Here is a 15,704-nt window from a genome sequence, read left to right on the forward strand (position 1 = left end):
GGCGATCCGCGGCACTTTCGAGGGTGGCAAGCGGCTGTCCTATGGGGCGCGCGCCATCACCGAGGGCGGCTACCAGTCGGTGCCGAAGCTGTCCTTTCCCGGCGGGGCGCTGATCGGCTGTTCGGCCGGTCTCGTCAACGTGCCGCGCATCAAGGGCAGCCACAATGCGGTGCTGTCGGGCATGCTGGCGGCCGAGAAGCTGGCGGCGGCGATCGCAGCAGGCCGCAGCCATGACGAGGTCGTCGAGATCGAGACCGACTGGCGCAAGGGCGACATCGGCAAGGACCTGAAGCGGGTCAGGAACGTCAAGCCGCTGTGGTCGAAGTTCGGCACCGCGCTCGGTGTGGCGCTCGGCGGCCTCGACATGTGGACCAACACGCTGTTCGGCTTTTCCTTCTTCGGCACGCTGAAACACGGCAAGACCGATGCGGAAAGCCTGGAGCCGGCCGCGCAGCACAAGCCGATCGCCTATCCCAAACCGGATGGGGTCTTGACCTTCGACCGTCTGTCCTCGGTGTTCCTGTCGAACACCAATCACGAGGAAGACCAGCCGGTGCATCTGCAGGTCAAGGACATGGGCCTGCAGAAGAGCTCCGAGCTCGGCATCTATGCCGGCCCGTCGACCCGCTACTGTCCGGCCGGCGTCTATGAATGGGTGGAGAAGGACGGTGACAAGACCTTCGTCATCAACGCCCAGAACTGCGTGCACTGCAAGACCTGCGACATCAAGGACCCCAACCAGAACATCAACTGGGTGCCGCCGCAGGGCGGCGAGGGGCCGGTCTATCCGAATATGTAGCGAAACGACGATCCGCCAACTTGTGAATGATCAGGGAGTTATCGATGCAGTCTCCGCTTGAAGGCGTTCGGGTCTTGGAACTGGCGCGAATCCTGGCTGGTCCGTGGGCCGGACAAACACTTGCCGACCTGGGTGCGACCGTCATCAAGGTGGAAAGCCCGGAGGGCGACGATACGCGTCGCTGGGGGCCTCCTTTCATCAGGGATGGCGATGATGTCGCTGCAGCCTACTTCCACAGCTGCAATCGCGGAAAACTGAGCATCACAGCGGATTTCAGCGCTTTGGAGGACGTCGACAAGCTTCGCGCACTGGTCGCGAACGCGGACGTCGTCATCGAGAACTTCAAGGTAGGCGGGTTGAAGAAGTTCGGCCTTGATTACGAGAGCCTGAAGGCGATCAACCCAAGACTGATCTATTGCTCGATTACCGGCTTTGGCCAAACCGGTCCTTATGCCGGGCGTGCAGGATACGATTTTATCGTCCAGGGAATGGCGGGCATCATGGATCTGACCGGTGAACCCGATCGGGAGCCACAGAAAATCGGCGTCGCGTTCGCCGATATCTTCACGGGACTCTATTCGGTCATCGCTATCCAAGCCGCTCTGATCCTCAGAAATACGACAGGTGAGGGACAGTTCATAGATATGGCACTTCTGGACAGTGCGGTGGGTGTGCTGGCCAACCAGGCAATGAATTTCCTGGCTTCGGGAAAGGCGCCGACGAGACTTGGCAATGCGCATCCCAACATCGCGCCATACCAAGTATTCCCGGTGTCTGATGGCAATATCATTATCGCGTGCGGGAACGACGCTCAGTTTGCACGGCTATGCGATATCCTCCGGCTATCCGCTGTGGCAGACGACGCCCGTTTCAAGTCGAATGCGGAAAGAGTTCGCCATCGAGAGGAGCTGACATCGGTCATGGAAGCACAGACGAAGCTTTTCAAGCGGACGGATCTGCTAGCCGACCTGGCGCGCGTGGGCATTCCCGCCGGCCCCATCAATACCGTCGAAGACGTGTTTGCCGACCCGCAAGTCGCGCATCGAAAGATGGCCGTGGACAATGAAGGGATAACGGGCATCCGTACACCCATCATTTTCTCAGGGCAGGCGCTCTCCTCGCACCGCAAGTCGCCCAGGCTTGGTGAGCATAATGGCAAGGTACATCAAGACTGGACCTTACTGGACTGACGTTTCAAGCCGGCATTTTCGACATCGACGGCAATGAGAGGCCGCGCCGAAACTGCGCGTTTGAAAAGCGTTCCCAGAAGGCTCTCTGATCCGGGCTGGCCGAAAACCGTGCTGCTTCTGCCGAGCTTTCGTCTGAGCCTTTGCTCAAGCGACATCTTCGTGGCACGATGATCGTCTCTTGCGGTGAGGCGACGATGTTCGTAACAATCGGTTGCCGCATCGCTGCGTTGCGCGGGTTTTGTCTGTGTCATCCCAGTGTGCAGTCGGAATGTCGCACCGACTCTATGCGATGTCGGTTTGCCGCTTGGATCAGAAACCGGCGGCGTCTAAATTTGCATTCCAGTGTTCAGAAGGCGCATCCATGTTTCTCTCGGTATTCGACGTGTTCAAGATCGGTGTCGGGCCGTCGAGTTCGCACACGATGGGTCCGATGTCGGCTGCCAACCGGTTTCTCGATCTGATCCTGTCGAATGAATGGCCACGCCCGTCATCGGGCGCGCAGGTCGCCGCGATCAAGGTCAGCCTGCATGGTTCGCTCGCCCATACCGGCATCGGCCATGGAACGGGCAGGGCCGTCATCCTCGGGCTGATGGGCGAAGCGCCCGACAGCGTCGATCCCGACAAGATGGACGGCATCATCGATACGGTTGAGCGCACCGGCCGCATCACGCCGGCGGGCCATCCGGCCTACCAATTCCAGCCGAAGACCGACCTGATTTTCGACAAGAAGCAGCCGCTGCCCGGCCATGCCAACGGCATGATCTTTTCCGCTTATGACCGTGACGGCCGGCTGCTCTTGAAACGCATCTATTATTCGGTCGGCGGCGGCTTCGTCGTCACAGACACCGAACTGGAACAGATGCGGGCGAAGAAGAACGCCGTCGGCGGCGCGCGCGTGCCCTATCCTTTCGCGACCGCCAGGCAGATGCTCGACATGGCCGAGCGCTCGGGGCTTTCGATTGCGCAGATGAAGCGGGCGAACGAGGAGAGCCAGCGCAGCCGAGAGGAGCTCGATCAGGGGCTCGACAGAATTTGGGAGGCAATGCGCTCCTGCATCGAGCGCGGCCTCAAGGTCGATGGCGTCATGCCGGGCGGCCTCAACGTCAAGCGCCGCGCCCGCAGGATCCATGACAAGCTGCAGGAGGAGTGGCGCAGCAATCGCGTCAATCCGCTGCTCGCCAACGATTGGCTCAGTGTCTATGCGATGGCCGTCAACGAGGAAAATGCGGCCGGCGGCCGTGTCGTCACCGCGCCGACCAACGGGGCGGCCGGCGTCATTCCGGCGACGATCCGCTATTACGAGCATTTTCACGAGGACTGGGACCAGAACGGTATTCGCGATTATCTGCTGACGGCCGCCGCCATCGGCGGCATCATCAAGCATAACGCCTCGATCTCGGGCGCCGAGGTCGGCTGTCAGGGCGAGGTCGGTTCGGCCGCGGCGATGGCGGCTGCCGGCCTTGCGGCCGTGATGGGCGGCACGCCGGAGCAGATCGAGAACGCCGCCGAGATTGCGCTCGAACATCATCTCGGCATGACCTGCGATCCGGTTGCGGGCCTGGTCCAGGTCCCCTGCATCGAGCGCAATGCGCTTGGGGCGGTCAAGGCCGTCACGGCGGCATCGCTCGCCGTCAAGGGCGACGGCCAGCACTTCGTGCCGCTGGACGCCTGCATCGAGACGATGCGCCAGACCGGCCACGACATGAGCGAGAAATACAAGGAAACCTCGACCGGCGGCCTCGCCGTCAACGTCGTCGAATGCTGAGTTTGCCACCGCGTCAGAGCGGTTCAACTTTTCCGCAAATGCAAAACTGCTGCACAGTTTCTCCCGGCATGCCGTAGGCGCTTGACGCTCGCCGCCAAAAGGATTTCAACGGCGGTATGGCATTGCATCTCATCAAACTCTGCGTCGGCGCCGACTCGATCGACGATCTGCGCGAATGGGTGGCGGAGCGCTCGCTGCGCGCCATTGCCGCCGGGCTCGAGCCGCATTCGGTGCATACGACCCGCATGGTGCCCAAACGCATGGAGGAGCTGCTCGACGGCGGCTCGCTCTACTGGGTGATCAAGGGGCAAGTGCAGGCGAGACAGCGGCTGCTCGGCATCGAGACCTTCACCGACGCCGAAGGGATTTCGCGCTGCCGCCTGATGCTCGGTCCCGAAGTCATCGAAACCGCGGTACAGCCGAAGCGGCCGTTCCAGGGCTGGCGCTATTATGCGCAGGATGACGTGCCGGCCGATCTGACGAGCCTGGGCGCCGGCATCGCCGAAATGCCGGCCGACCTGCGACGCGAGCTTACCGAGCTTGGCCTGCTCTAAAGCGCGTCGCATCAAATATGATCCACGCAACGCGCTCTAGCTCTTTGTTTTTATGCATGTCGTTGTCCCGGAACCGCTGCACACTTCCGGGCGACATGCATTAACCTCTGCCGCCGAATACAGCGGTTCCCGACAGCACCGGCGGCTCAGCGCAGGCGCAATTGCACCGGGGCGCTGCCGTCGGGCGAGGTCACATGCAGATGGATCCGGGCTTCCGGCTGGGAATAGCGCCAGGCGCGAGCGCCGTGGCAAAGCAGCAGGTTGATGAGATCGCGGGTCTTGGCAGATTTCGCTCTCGGCCGCTGCAGGCCCATCTCGGCGAGCCGCAGCGCCGCTTCGTGCAGCGGATGCAGGGCTGAGCGCCCTTTGGCCCCGATGCGGCGGTCGCCTGGCATTCCCGGAACATTTTCATTGATTGCCATTGTTTTCCCCGTACGCACTACTGATCGAGTTCAAGAATGGTGGCCGGAAACGCAAACACCGATTCCGGCCGTTACCAATGCCGCCGGCCATGTTGCAGGCAGCATCGAATAGCTCATTGTGCAGCCGCCCAGCACTTGATGCCGGCCTTCTTCAAGGCCTTGCAGGCGTTGACCGCATCACGCTGATCGTCGAAGCCGCCGAAGCGGGCGCGGTAGACCTGGTCATTGCCCGTACCGTAGGCGACGGCGAAGGGTTTTGCAGAGGCCAGCGCCTTGCCGCCCTTGCTCTTGGCGCCCTCCAGAAGGTCCATGGCCATCTGCCGGCTCGGCGAGACGCCGACCTGTACGACCCAGCCCGCAGGCGCGGCGCTTTCCGGGGCGGCGCTGGTCGAAGCAGTGGTGACGTGATCGACGGCGGCGCTGTCGGGTTCGGCAGGTGCTGCGGCCGGAGCCTGCGGCTTGAAGCTCGTGGTCTTGACCTTGGTCGGCGCCGGCATGGACTGGGCGACCAGCGGGTTGTCTGACTTCGTCGCGGATGTTTCGGCATAGGCGACTTCGGTCGCGGCCACCTGATAGCGAGCGTCCGGCAGCGGCCCCTTGTGCGGCAGGCTGAGATCGGCGGCAGCGGCGGAAATCGGCGGCTGCGCTGCGGTGATCGTCTTTGCGACCTGCTGCGGGGCGACCTGTTGCTGGGCGACTGGCTGCTGGGCGAGCTGCTGCCGGGCCTTCTGCGGCTGAACCGGAGCGGGCGTTTCGATAATCGCCGGGGCAGGGGCTGCTTGAGCCACCAGCGCCGCGTTTCCGCCGCGGCTCGACGCCTTGGGCAGGTAAGTGGCGATCAGATTGCGCATCTGGGCGTCGCGAGCCGCTCCGGAAGTACCGCCAAGCACCACGCTGACGATCGACTTGCCGTCAACTTGGACAGAACTCACAAGATTGAAGCCGGCGGCCCGCGTGTAACCGGTTTTGATTCCGTCGACACCGCGCACTGAGCCGACCAGCCGGTTATGACTGCGGATCGTGCGGCTGCCGAACTTGAATGCGCGGGTGGAAAAATAGCCGTAATATTGCGGGAAATGTTGACGGAGAGCGATGCCGAGGCGGGCCTGGTCGCGCGCCGTCGTCATCTGCGCAGTGTTCGGAAGGCCGTTGGCGTTGCGATAGGTGGTGCGCGTCATGCCGAGAGCATGCGCCTTGGCTGTCATCAACTGGGCAAAGCGATCCTCGCTGCCTGCCAGCAGTTCGCCGAGGGCGGTTGAGGCATCATTCGCCGACAGAGTGACGAGACCGAGGATGCCCTGTTGCACGGTAATCGTGCCGCCGGCGCGCACGCCAAGTTTGGTGGGTGCCTGGGCAGCGGCATGAGCGGAGAAGGGAACCGGCGTGTCGAGACGGATGCGCCCTTGCTCCAGCGCTTCGAAGACCATGTAGAGTGTCATCATCTTGGTTAGCGAGGCCGGGTACTGCAGCCGATCGGCATTCTCGCTGTAGAGAACGTTGCCTGTCTTGGCGTCGACGACGATGCCTGCATATTTCGGATTGGCCGTCTTCGCTTCCGCATTGACTGAATCAACCAGGACGACCGTGAGAGCCACCGAAAGGATCGCCAGGAGCTTCGCGAAAAAGCTGCCGGACCGGAATGATGATACGGAGGAGACTGACCTTGACACTATTCCACTCTTCGCTTGCATTTCAGATATTGGGCAGGAACCGCACACCCCCCGCCGCACAGCTCGTCTTTTGAAATTACCGATTCAGCGTTACCAATCCGTTTATGATGAATCGTTTCACTCGCCTTCCGGCAGCATTTTAGCGACCTGTCGCAGAACGGTTCATAAGACGCGCCTCTACAAAGGTGCGGATCGCGGCATCAATATGTTCCCAATCGTCGACATGGCTGCTGGAGAAGCGGTAGAGGACGCTGAGATCCTTGCCGACCTTGATATCTCGCTGGCAATCACCGCTTGCCGCCTTGTCCGGGGTTGACGGCAATAGGCAGCGCACGACGTAGTCCGGTCCGCCCTTGACGGGTGCCGTCAGCAGCACTTCGTCGCCATAGCCGGCGTCGGCGCGAAGGCGGTGCAGCGTCAATCCGTCGCGAAAAGCCTCGGCCGATCCTTCGATGAGATGCGAATAGATCGGCTCCAGCCGGCCGGACATGTCACGCGACATGGTGCTCTGGGCGATCTGCAGGAAGATCAGGCCGGAAGATTGGGCGACATCGTCGAATCGAAGATGGTTGTCCTTGCCGTAACCCCGCATGTCAGGCCAGGCGAGGTAGAGATCGACGCGCTCGGTTGCTCCGTCATGCCGCTGGCTCGGAAAGCGGATGGTATTTTCCGGAAATTTCACCGTATCGCGGCCGATGGTCAACCGAATTTCAGCTGTGCTGTCGGTATTGCCGGCGAGGGAGATATGCCGGCCGAACCAACGGCCTGCAATGCTGATGGCGACGGTCAGGACCGCAAGGACGGCGATCGCCGCCATCGCGCGCAGGAGGAACCCCATGGAAAAAAGCGGCTGCTCGTCCGGTGTGCTTTGCGCGGCTTGGCTCATGGCGGTTCTTCGTGTTTCGGTCCGCCGCAGGAAGAACATGAGCCGCCGGTGCCGATGATGAATCTCACCAACATGATCAGACCGGCAGGGTTAATAATTCGCTAAGTTTTCGGGTTGCCGCTGTATCGGAATGGCCCTTGTCCCAAAGAGGAAGAGCCGTTCCCGGGACAGCGGGAACGGCTCTTGGGCACCGGTCGGGACGGGATGCGGGGACTGACCGGGCCGAAACCAGCGCCGGCTTGGCCGGCGGGCTATGCTGCTACTTGACGCTGCCGACCGCGACGGTGCGGCCGTCCTGAAGCTTCGACCAGCGGCCCGGATCATTGGCAGACTGGCGCTTGAGATAGGTGTATTCAGTGTCCGACCACAGCAGCACCTTGTTGCGCATGTTGTCGAGAATGAAGTCGCCGTGGTCGGTGCGGACCGTCAGCACGGCATGGCCTTCGCCGTTCGGCTGCAGCACGACCGTGATCAGCGTGTCGGATGGCGAAAAGCCGTCCTCGATCAGCATCTTGCGCTTCAGCAGGACATAGTCCTCGCAGTCACCGACGCTGGTCGGATAGGCCCAGCGCTCTTCGACGCCGTAGATCTGTTCATCCGTTTCCGGTTGGACCGACGAATTGACGGTGTAGTTGACCTTGAGAATTTCCTTCCAGCGCTCCTCGGTGAGAATGGCCGGTCCGGCGTCGCCGCCGGCATAGGCGCATTCCGTTGGATTGGCCTTGCAGAACTCGTAGTGTCCGATCGGCGGGCTGGCATTGCCTGCCAGTGCCATGCTTGCTGGGGTTGCCTGTCCCGAACCCGCCATTGCCATCATGATCGCACCGGCCAAAAGGCCGCCTTTCAAGATATTCGCAGTCGTCATTGCCGTCTCCCCTAAGTTGAGGCGACAATGACACAGACGTTTTTATCTCGCGCAAAATTGCGTAATAGAATTAAAGGCTTAGTTGAATCAAATGCCGATAAAACTTGGCTAAAAACAAACTCGAATGCGCATAAAATTCGAGGCGCATTTGTCTCGAAGTCGATTAAAATTGTAAGTTACGCGGCAAGGCTTTCGCGCTCGAAAAGGCTGTGCTGCCGTGCGGCCATTAAGGGTTTCCCCTGAGCCGGGTAAACTCCTGCGGGGAAGCCGTCCTTGCCGGCGGCATGCGGTCTTCGGACAAAAGGGCCCGGAATGACGGGAATTGTCCGGCCGATGACCGGAAAACTGCCGCGCTCCGCGACTCAAAAGGAAAAATTATTTTTGAGGGAAATTGCGAAACCGGTCGGTGGCGGCGACGATTGCTGCGCTCATATTAGGATTTGCGGTGGAATGGGCAGCGTACGGGAGAATCCTGAGTTCACTTTCGGGCCAAGCGCGCGCCAGTTCCCAGGCGGTGACAAGTGGTGCCTCGATGTCGAACCGTCCCTGCAACAGGATGCCTGGAATGCCGGCAAGCTGTGCGGCGTTCGTCAAGAGCACGCCGTCCTCCAGCCAGGCACCGTTGAGGAAATAATGGGTGATGATGCGGGCGCGTGTCAGAACGTAGACCGGGTCGGCCCAGCGGCGCGGCAGTCCGTCCGGCTCGGCGAGCAGGATCGAGGCTGCCTCCCAGTCATGCCAGTCGCGCGCCGCCTTCAGACGCGTCTGCGGGTCCGGATCGTTGAGGAGACGGTGATAGGCTCCGGCCATATCCTGATCCAGCCCCTGCATGCTGGAAGGAATCCCCTGACGGAAACGATGCCATTCTTCCGGAAAGAGCGGCGCCATGCCGCGACAGAGCCAGTCGATTTCCGAGCGCCGCGTGGTGGTGACGCCCGACAGGACGATCGCGGCGACTCGCTGCGGATGCGTTTCGGCATAGGCGAGCGCCAGCGTCGAGCCCCAGGAGTTGCCGAAAAGCAGCCAGCTGTCGATGTCGAGGACGAGCCGCAGCTTCTCGATATCAGCCACGAGATGCCAGGTCGTATTCAGGGAGAGGTCGGTCGTGGGATCGGCCGCACTCGGCAGGCTTCGGCCGCAATTGCGCTGGTCGAAGAGGACGATCCGATAGGCCTCCGGGTCGAACTGGCGTCGGGCGTCAGTCGAACAGCCGGAGCCCGGCCCGCCGTGCAGCACCAATGCCGGTCGCCCATTCGGATTGCCGCAGGTCTCCCAATAGATCAGGTTGCCGTCGCCCGTGTCGAGCAGACCATGATCATAGGGTTCGATTTTCGGATAGAGAGCTGACATCGGTGCCTCTGCGGTCGGGGAGGACCTTATCCTTTATCTCGATAGCGAAGGGAAGGGCGGCGCTGCCGGGCGCAAAATCGCTGCCGAATTATGCGCGACCTGCTCCCGGCTGATCGGTGTCGCAGGTTATTCCACTCATAAGATTACACATCTACTGGTTGGAACAACCGCTGGCAGCAGCTTCGGCGGAAGTCTGGCGAAAATGCAGCCGCCGCGGAATCCCCGGCGGGGCAGTGCATTCCCAGCAGCTGTCAGAGGAATTCCCGCAGCGTCTCGCGGGACTGGATCGACAGGAATTCGATCGCCACGCCTTCGACGAAATGGCGCACGACACGGCCGCGCATATTGCCGAGACGCACCGCGGTTCCGATGGAAGGACGCATCTCGACGTCGACGGCCGCGCCGGAGAGCGAAAGGTCCATGATGCGGCAGGCATATCGCGTGCCGTCATCGAGCGTCAGTTCGGTCTGGACGTCGCGCGGCGTCAGACGGTCGTGGCGGCGATCTTCCGGCAGGCCGAGCTCGTGCTTGTTGGCAAGCCAGGTGAGCTGAGCGGCGAGCTTCTCGCGTTTGCGCTCGGTGGCATTGATCGACATGGTGAAGCCGCGGCCGTCGAGCGTCTGGACATAACCTTCGACGCGCCCGAGATGGTCGATATAGGCGACGACGCGTTCGTTGGCGCGCGGCCGGCCGGAGCAGGTGACGTACATATCGCCGGGCGACATGTCGATCACCATGCATTCAAACTCCTCGTAGTTTGCAAGCATCAGCCGGCCCTGCATATTGATCGGCACGCGCTGGAAAACGCCTTGTTCAGGGCGCGGCGCAGGTCGTTGCGTCTGTGCTGGCTGGAACGAGTGCATCAAAAGGCTTCTTCATGAAAATCTCAGAGGCCAATCTTTACCTCCAATCCATTAACAGAAGGTTGTCTCGGCGCCCGCCGACATAGCCAAAAACGAGTATGGCCGCTGTCCTGAAACGAGACGCTCAGCGCGCCTCGACACTCAGCAGCTGCGACACCACGCGGCGCATGGCCTGGCCGAAGCCGATGCTTTTTCCTGCGACGATCTCGTTGATCGGGCGCAGTTCGGCCGGCGCGACCTTGCTGAACTTTTCAGGTAGGAGACGGCTGCGGTCGAGCGCCAGCAATTCGAGCGGCACGATCTCCAGCCAGCTTGCGGCCGCCACCGGCGCGATCGCGCCGAGCAGCCGGTCGCAAGCGCCGTGCGACGAGCGCAGCGGCATCATGATGATCTCGAAGGAGGCCTGGTGCCCGACGGTGCTGTAGCCGGTGGCATTGAACAGGGCCGGCATGGCGTGGTCCATAACGCCCATCGCCGTGCGTTCGATATCCGCGTGCTGGCCATGCGCCCAGAGCGATGAGAAACGTTCGCCGCGCAGGTCCCGCCCAAAGAGATCGCAGATGCGGGTGCCGGCGAGCCGGAAAACGATGTCTCCGTCCTCGCGCGCCTCGAGGATGAAGAGACTTTGTAGTAGATGGGGTACGGCGGACGGTTCGACCTGGGATTTCAGCGGCGCATCGGCTGCGCCGCGGATACGGTTCCAATAGTCAAAAATTTCGATGGTCGTTTGCACACGCATTTCACACCAACCTGTCCCATTCCGGAGCATTTGCGGGCACTCATTGCCCGTACAGCTTCTACCTTGCGGATTTCATGCCAAATCCTGGCCGTTAAGGTTAAGAAAGGGTTTCGGTTGAGGGGTGACGCCTGTCGTGGCACTGTCGCGCCATCACTTCGACTTTCGAAGTTCTGCACAACCTGCCCGGGCCGAGGTCTTTCCTCAGGGTTCCCGGTACGCCGTCCGACCTTTCGGGCGGCTTTTTTTTTGACCATCGCTCCTGTATGGCTGGGGCCACAACGAGGCGAACACAGATGAATGAGCAGACGGGCGAGCCGCAGAAGGCGCCCGAACCTTCCGAGCTCGAGCCGCCGGCGCGGCCCCCGCGGGTACCGGTCTTCAACCTTCCGCCGGCGCTGTTCTTCAGCCTTTGCCTGCTGATCGTCATCTATGCGGCGCAGGCGCTCGTGCTGTCCGACGATGCGGTGAGCTGGCTGCTCTTCACCTTTGGCTTCGTCCCCGCCCGCTACGTGATTCCGCTGTCGCAGCAAGGTTTCGAGCTGTTCTGGACGCCGGTAACCTATTCGCTGTTGCACGGCAGCGTCCAGCATATCGTCTTCAACGCCTTCTGGCTGATGGCCTTCGGCGCGCCGGTCGTGCGTCGCATCGGGACGCTGCGATTCGTGTTCTTCTGGCTGTTTTCCGCCGCCGCTTCCGCCGCTCTGCACGCGGTTCTCAATTGGGGAGACGTGTCGCTGCTGATCGGCGCCTCCGGCGTCATTTCCGGGCTGATGGGAGCCGCCTGCCGATTCGCCTTTCCCGCTGAGCGACGTCCGATGCTGGCGGCGCATCTCAATGCGCGGCTTTCCATCGTCGAGGCGCTGAAGAGCCGGACCGTCGTCATCTTCACGCTGCTCTGGCTGGTCGGCAACGCCCTGATCGCGGTCGGCATCCCGCTCGTCGGCGATAGCGATCAAGAGATTGCCTGGGACGCGCATATCGGCGGCTTCGTCTTCGGCTTCTTTCTGTTTTCGCTGTTCGACCGGGCACCGCCGCCGACTGAGGAACCAACCGAAGCGGAGAAGGATGTGTTGCAATCCTGAGCGGGGCAGTGCACCATCGAACGATCCGCGATTGGGGGGAGAAACCGCCGCGGATAGCTGTGACAAGTGTCGCAGTTTCGACATAGGAGGTTCGAATGACCAGTTCAGTCAAAGCAATCCTCGACCTGAAGGGCAGGGACGTCGTTACCGCCGGGCCGAACACCACCGTCGCCGAGGCAGCCGTCATCCTGAGCAAGAAGAAGATCGGCGCCATCGTCGTCGTCGGCATGGAGAATCGGATTTCGGGCATGTTCACCGAGCGTGATCTCGTGCATGCGATCGCCAAACACGGCAAGGAGGGTCTCGACCAGTCACTCACCCAGGTCATGACCGCGAAGGTCTACCGCTGCCATGAGGAGACGACTGTCAACGAACTGATGGAACTGATGACCAGCCGCCGTTTCCGCCACGTTCCGGTGGAAAGCAACGGCAAGCTTGCCGGCATCATCTCGATCGGTGACGTGGTGAAATCGCGGATCGCCGAAGTCGAGCGCGAAGCCGAGGATATCAAGGCCTATATTGCCGGCTGAGCTTCGGCTGGTGGTTTACGTGATCCCGTCGCCCCGCAGCGCCTGTCGCAGGGGGCGACGCCTTATGGCGGGCTGGCGTAGACTTCCTGCATGCGCTTGATCTCGGGAAGCCTGGCTCTGGCTTCCTCGTAACCGCGCTCGATCGCCTCGCCGGCGCGGTGGAATTCTGAAAGGCCGATATAGCTGAGGCGCGGCTGCAGCGAGATGTCGGGCGGGTCGCCGGCAAGGCGGGCGCGGGCAATCCTGTCCTGGATAATGTTGAAGGCCTGCACCATGACGCCGGTCATGCCGAGGCGGGCATAGGGCGCCTCTTCCTGTTTCTGCACTTCCTGCGGCGAGAGGCTGGCATTGTGCCGGACGACGGCCGAGCGGCCGTAGAGATCGTAATTGAGATTGACCGCGACGACCAGCGGCTGCTCATAGGCGCGGCAGACCGAGACGGGAACCGGATTGACCAGCGCGCCGTCGACCAGCGTGCGGTGGTTGCTGCGCACCGGCTCGAAGATGCCGGGCAGGGCATAGGAGGCGCGCAGCGCCGTGATCAGCGAACCGTTGGCGATCCAGACCTCATGGCCGGTATTGACCTCGGCTGCGACCGCGACGAAAGGCCGGTCCAGATCCTCGACATTCAGGCCTTCGAGATGCTCCTGCATGCGCTTGGTCAGCCGCATACCGCCGAACAGGCCGCTGCCGCCGATGGTCAGATCGAGCAGGCTTGCGATCCGGCGCATGGTCAGCGAGCGGGCGAAGGTTTCGAGTTCGTCGAGTTTGCCGGCAAGATAGCAGCCGCCGACCAGGGCGCCGATCGACGTGCCGGCAATCATGCCGATTTCGACCGCGGCCTCGTCAAGGGCGCGCAATACGCCGATATGGGCCCAGCCGCGGGCCGCGCCGCCGCCAAGCGCGAGCGCGATCTTGATTTTCTTGGCAGGCGCAGGGGCAGGGATCGTCTCGAGGATCGTCGACATGCCGGAACCGGAACCTTCGCCTTCAGCGCTTTGACGATGCAGACTCCAGTTCAGCATTGCGCTCTCCCCTCCCAGCAGAACACGTGTGGTGCGATAGTGTGCCCGATCAATTGCCAAATGGTATATAGAAGCGGTTTCTGGCACAATAAGGGGCAAATGCCGGGACGTTCGACCTATTTTCCGTAGATGTCCTGCGGATCGAAATGACGCTCGTCGTCGACGATATCGAGCATCGGTTTTCCCTCGCGAAGCGTGACCGTGCGGTAGAAGCAGGAACGGCGGCCGGTGTGACAGGTGGCATCATGGCCGGCGACCTCGACCTTCAGCCAGATGGCGTCCTGATCGCAATCGGTGCGAATTTCCTTCACCGTCTGAAGGTTGCCCGAGGTCTCGCCCTTCTTCCAGATCTTGCCGCGCGAGCGGCTGAAATAATGGGCCGTTCCCGTCTGGATGGTCAGCGCCAGCGCCTGGGCGTTCATGTGCGCCACCATCAGCAGTTCGCCGTCGCCGGCGTCGGTCACGATCGCGGTGATCAGGCCGCGGTCGTCGAAACGCGGCGTGAAATCGCCGGCGTCTTCCAAGGCCGACTTGTCCTCGGATGGTTGATTGAAGATCAGGTGACTCATCGCGGCCCTCCTGCGGGAGCCGGTATCAGCGGCTCCGCACCATGCTCATGAAACGGGCCTGATCGGCCGGTTCCGTCTTGAAGGTTCCCGTAAACGTCGTCGTCAACGTGGTCGAACCCTGCTTCTGAACGCCGCGCATCGCCATGCACATATGTTCGGCCTCAATCATCACGGCAACACCGCGCGGCTGCAGCGTATCGTCGATGGCGCGGGCGATCTGGGCGGTCATCGTTTCCTGCGTCTGCAGGCGGCGGCCATAAATCTCGACGACACGGGCAATCTTCGACAGGCCGAGCACGCGTCCATCCGGCATATAGGCGACATGGGCCTTGCCGATGATCGGAACCATGTGATGTTCGCAATGCGAGTAGAAGGGAATGTCCTTGACGAGGACCATGTCGTCGTAGCCTGCGACCTCTTCGAAGGTCCGGCCGAGCACGTCCTCCGGCGCCATGTCGTAACCGGCGAAAAGCTCGCGATAGGCCTTGGCCACGCGGGCGGGCGTCTCGATAAGGCCTTCGCGCGTCGGATCGTCACCGGCCCAGCGCAGCAGAACGCGCACGGCTTCCTCCGCCTCCTGCTGGGAGGGGCGGTCCGAGTCGCGGTTCGGCTGCGGAAAGTTCTTTACGATGGCGTCCATGATCAATGGTCTCCTGGTCCGCAGCGCGGACCCATCTGTCGGAATTGCCACTGGTCAGTCCCATGCGGGAATTCATGCACCTTTGGCAGGCTCCGGGGCTTTCGGGGCAATTCAATGCCCGTCCGGCACGGTTTCCCAATCAAACTTACACAAGGCCATTGCATTTTCATGGCCTTCGAACGACATACATATAGGAAGACGGCCATGGTATGTAAGTATCCTCAGGCGACACGGTGTGTTTTTTGTTTCAATAACAATAACAGCGCCATTAAGGCCGATCCGCAGCGATTTTGGAGCGGAAACCCAGCATGGATGACATCTACAACAGCAAAATCCTCGAATTCGCCGGCAATATTCCGTTGACCGGCACGCTGGCGGACGCCGATGCGACCGCCCAGGCACACTCCAAGCTATGCGGTTCCAAGGTACGGATATGGCTGAAGATGGACGGCGAAGTCGTGACCGCTTTTTCGCATGACGTGAAGGCCTGCGCACTCGGCCAGGCATCGTCCTCGATCATGGCCCGTCATGTCGTCGGTGCCACATCGGGCGAATTGCGGCAGGCGCGTCTCGACATGCTCGCCATGTTGAAGGCGGATGGGACTGGGCCTACCGGACGGTTCGAAGACATGCGCTACCTGCTGCCCGTGCGGGACTACAAGGCACGACATGCTTCGACGATGCTGACCTTCGATGCGGTCGTCGATGCGATCGGGCAGATCGAGGCGAAGCGGGCGGAAGTGATCGAGGCGTAA

General features: G+C 61.7%; 17 protein-coding genes. 7 read left to right on the top strand and 10 right to left on the bottom strand.

What is annotated here, in order from left to right:
* From CO671_RS23400 to CO671_RS23415, 4 genes are all read left to right on the top strand, one after another.
* Nucleotides 1-799 (top strand): electron transfer flavoprotein-ubiquinone oxidoreductase (locus CO671_RS23400; protein ID WP_141514486.1); only part of this gene is annotated, 799 nt, incomplete at its 5' end.
* 44 nt (nt 800-843) lie between these two features.
* The gene (locus tag CO671_RS23405) at nt 844-1,989 is read left to right on the top strand and encodes a CaiB/BaiF CoA-transferase family protein (RefSeq protein ID WP_097608030.1); all 1,146 of its coding nucleotides are present in this window, start codon (nt 844-846) and stop codon (nt 1,987-1,989) included.
* 361 nt (nt 1,990-2,350) lie between these two features.
* The gene (locus CO671_RS23410; protein WP_097607908.1) at nt 2,351-3,754 is read left to right on the top strand and encodes an L-serine ammonia-lyase; all 1,404 of its coding nucleotides are present in this window, start codon (nt 2,351-2,353) and stop codon (nt 3,752-3,754) included.
* Nucleotides 3,755-3,870: 116 nt separating this feature from the next.
* Nucleotides 3,871-4,308, top strand: coding sequence for a DUF1489 family protein (locus CO671_RS23415; RefSeq protein ID WP_097607909.1), 438 nt, complete (start codon nt 3,871-3,873; stop codon nt 4,306-4,308).
* A gap of 146 nt (nt 4,309-4,454) precedes the next feature.
* Here CO671_RS23415 and CO671_RS23420 read toward each other — a convergent pair whose 3' ends face one another.
* From CO671_RS23420 to CO671_RS23450, 7 genes are all read right to left on the bottom strand, one after another.
* Nucleotides 4,455-4,730, bottom strand: a complete 276-nt coding sequence (locus CO671_RS23420; protein ID WP_009994808.1) for a hypothetical protein — start codon at nt 4,728-4,730, stop codon at nt 4,455-4,457.
* A 113-nt stretch (nt 4,731-4,843) separates the two neighbouring features.
* A complete protein-coding gene (locus CO671_RS23425) occupies nt 4,844-6,421 on the bottom strand; it encodes a D-alanyl-D-alanine carboxypeptidase (RefSeq protein WP_097607910.1) in 1,578 nt (525 codons plus the stop codon).
* A gap of 118 nt (nt 6,422-6,539) precedes the next feature.
* Nucleotides 6,540-7,325, bottom strand: coding sequence for a hypothetical protein (locus CO671_RS23430; protein ID WP_097607911.1), 786 nt, complete (start codon nt 7,323-7,325; stop codon nt 6,540-6,542).
* Nucleotides 7,326-7,545: 220 nt separating this feature from the next.
* Nucleotides 7,546-8,151 (bottom strand): transglutaminase-like cysteine peptidase, encoded by a 606-nt coding sequence (locus tag CO671_RS23435; protein ID WP_010030166.1) that lies wholly within the window; start codon nt 8,149-8,151, stop codon nt 7,546-7,548.
* Between the two features lie 375 nt (nt 8,152-8,526).
* Entirely contained in the window at nt 8,527-9,501 is a 975-nt protein-coding gene (gene pip / locus CO671_RS23440) for a prolyl aminopeptidase (protein WP_097607912.1), read from the bottom strand.
* A gap of 251 nt (nt 9,502-9,752) precedes the next feature.
* A complete protein-coding gene (locus tag CO671_RS23445; RefSeq protein WP_097607913.1) occupies nt 9,753-10,364 on the bottom strand; it encodes a PilZ domain-containing protein in 612 nt (203 codons plus the stop codon).
* Between the two features lie 124 nt (nt 10,365-10,488).
* Nucleotides 10,489-11,133 (bottom strand): PAS domain-containing protein, encoded by a 645-nt coding sequence (locus tag CO671_RS23450; protein ID WP_170965042.1) that lies wholly within the window; start codon nt 11,131-11,133, stop codon nt 10,489-10,491.
* A 263-nt stretch (nt 11,134-11,396) separates the two neighbouring features.
* Between CO671_RS23450 and CO671_RS23455 the strand changes: the two genes are divergently transcribed.
* Both CO671_RS23455 and CO671_RS23460 read left to right on the top strand, forming a co-directional pair.
* Nucleotides 11,397-12,185: a rhomboid family intramembrane serine protease gene (locus CO671_RS23455; RefSeq protein ID WP_097607914.1), complete on the top strand. Its 789-nt coding sequence runs from the start codon at nt 11,397-11,399 to the stop codon at nt 12,183-12,185.
* Nucleotides 12,186-12,280: 95 nt separating this feature from the next.
* Nucleotides 12,281-12,715 carry a CBS domain-containing protein gene (locus CO671_RS23460; protein ID WP_097607915.1) on the top strand — a complete coding sequence of 145 codons (435 nt, stop codon included), beginning with the start codon at nt 12,281-12,283 and terminating at the stop codon, nt 12,713-12,715.
* Nucleotides 12,716-12,777: 62 nt separating this feature from the next.
* Here the strand turns inward: CO671_RS23460 and CO671_RS23465 are convergent, their stop codons facing one another.
* The 3 genes from CO671_RS23465 to folE all read right to left on the bottom strand — a co-directional run bounded on the left by CO671_RS23465 (nt 12,778) and on the right by folE (nt 14,949).
* Nucleotides 12,778-13,740 (bottom strand): patatin-like phospholipase family protein, encoded by a 963-nt coding sequence (locus CO671_RS23465; protein ID WP_097607916.1) that lies wholly within the window; start codon nt 13,738-13,740, stop codon nt 12,778-12,780.
* A gap of 116 nt (nt 13,741-13,856) precedes the next feature.
* Nucleotides 13,857-14,309 (bottom strand): phosphoribosyl-AMP cyclohydrolase, encoded by a 453-nt coding sequence (gene hisI, locus CO671_RS23470; RefSeq protein ID WP_004680212.1) that lies wholly within the window; start codon nt 14,307-14,309, stop codon nt 13,857-13,859.
* A 25-nt stretch (nt 14,310-14,334) separates the two neighbouring features.
* On the bottom strand, nt 14,335-14,949 hold the full coding sequence (gene folE, locus CO671_RS23475; RefSeq protein ID WP_010004221.1) for a GTP cyclohydrolase I FolE: 615 nt from the start codon (nt 14,947-14,949) through the stop codon (nt 14,335-14,337).
* A 308-nt stretch (nt 14,950-15,257) separates the two neighbouring features.
* Here folE and CO671_RS23480 point away from each other — a divergent pair, with 308 nt between their 5' ends.
* Nucleotides 15,258-15,704, top strand: coding sequence for an iron-sulfur cluster assembly scaffold protein (locus CO671_RS23480; protein ID WP_097607917.1), 447 nt, complete (start codon nt 15,258-15,260; stop codon nt 15,702-15,704).

The organism is Rhizobium sp. M10 (assembly GCF_002531955.1).
GTDB lineage: Bacteria > Pseudomonadota > Alphaproteobacteria > Rhizobiales > Rhizobiaceae > Rhizobium > Rhizobium etli_C.

Coding starts and splice junctions, on each gene's coding strand:
- CO671_RS23425 (WP_097607910.1), bottom strand. CDS start 6,421: ATGCAAGCGAAGAGTGGAATAGTGTCAAGGTCAGTCTCCTCCGTATCA.
- CO671_RS23450 (WP_170965042.1), bottom strand. CDS start 11,133: ATGCTCCGGAATGGGACAGGTTGGTGTGAAATGCGTGTGCAAACGACC.
- CO671_RS23430 (WP_097607911.1), bottom strand. CDS start 7,325: ATGTTCTTCCTGCGGCGGACCGAAACACGAAGAACCGCCATGAGCCAA.
- pip (WP_097607912.1), bottom strand. CDS start 9,501: ATGTCAGCTCTCTATCCGAAAATCGAACCCTATGATCATGGTCTGCTC.
- CO671_RS23405 (WP_097608030.1), top strand. CDS start 844: ATGCAGTCTCCGCTTGAAGGCGTTCGGGTCTTGGAACTGGCGCGAATC.
- CO671_RS23465 (WP_097607916.1), bottom strand. CDS start 13,740: ATGCTGAACTGGAGTCTGCATCGTCAAAGCGCTGAAGGCGAAGGTTCC.
- CO671_RS23420 (WP_009994808.1), bottom strand. CDS start 4,730: ATGGCAATCAATGAAAATGTTCCGGGAATGCCAGGCGACCGCCGCATC.
- CO671_RS23410 (WP_097607908.1), top strand. CDS start 2,351: ATGTTTCTCTCGGTATTCGACGTGTTCAAGATCGGTGTCGGGCCGTCG.
- folE (WP_010004221.1), bottom strand. CDS start 14,949: ATGGACGCCATCGTAAAGAACTTTCCGCAGCCGAACCGCGACTCGGAC.
- CO671_RS23415 (WP_097607909.1), top strand. CDS start 3,871: ATGGCATTGCATCTCATCAAACTCTGCGTCGGCGCCGACTCGATCGAC.
- CO671_RS23445 (WP_097607913.1), bottom strand. CDS start 10,364: ATGCACTCGTTCCAGCCAGCACAGACGCAACGACCTGCGCCGCGCCCT.
- CO671_RS23480 (WP_097607917.1), top strand. CDS start 15,258: ATGGATGACATCTACAACAGCAAAATCCTCGAATTCGCCGGCAATATT.
- CO671_RS23455 (WP_097607914.1), top strand. CDS start 11,397: ATGAATGAGCAGACGGGCGAGCCGCAGAAGGCGCCCGAACCTTCCGAG.
- hisI (WP_004680212.1), bottom strand. CDS start 14,309: ATGAGTCACCTGATCTTCAATCAACCATCCGAGGACAAGTCGGCCTTG.
- CO671_RS23435 (WP_010030166.1), bottom strand. CDS start 8,151: ATGACGACTGCGAATATCTTGAAAGGCGGCCTTTTGGCCGGTGCGATC.
- CO671_RS23460 (WP_097607915.1), top strand. CDS start 12,281: ATGACCAGTTCAGTCAAAGCAATCCTCGACCTGAAGGGCAGGGACGTC.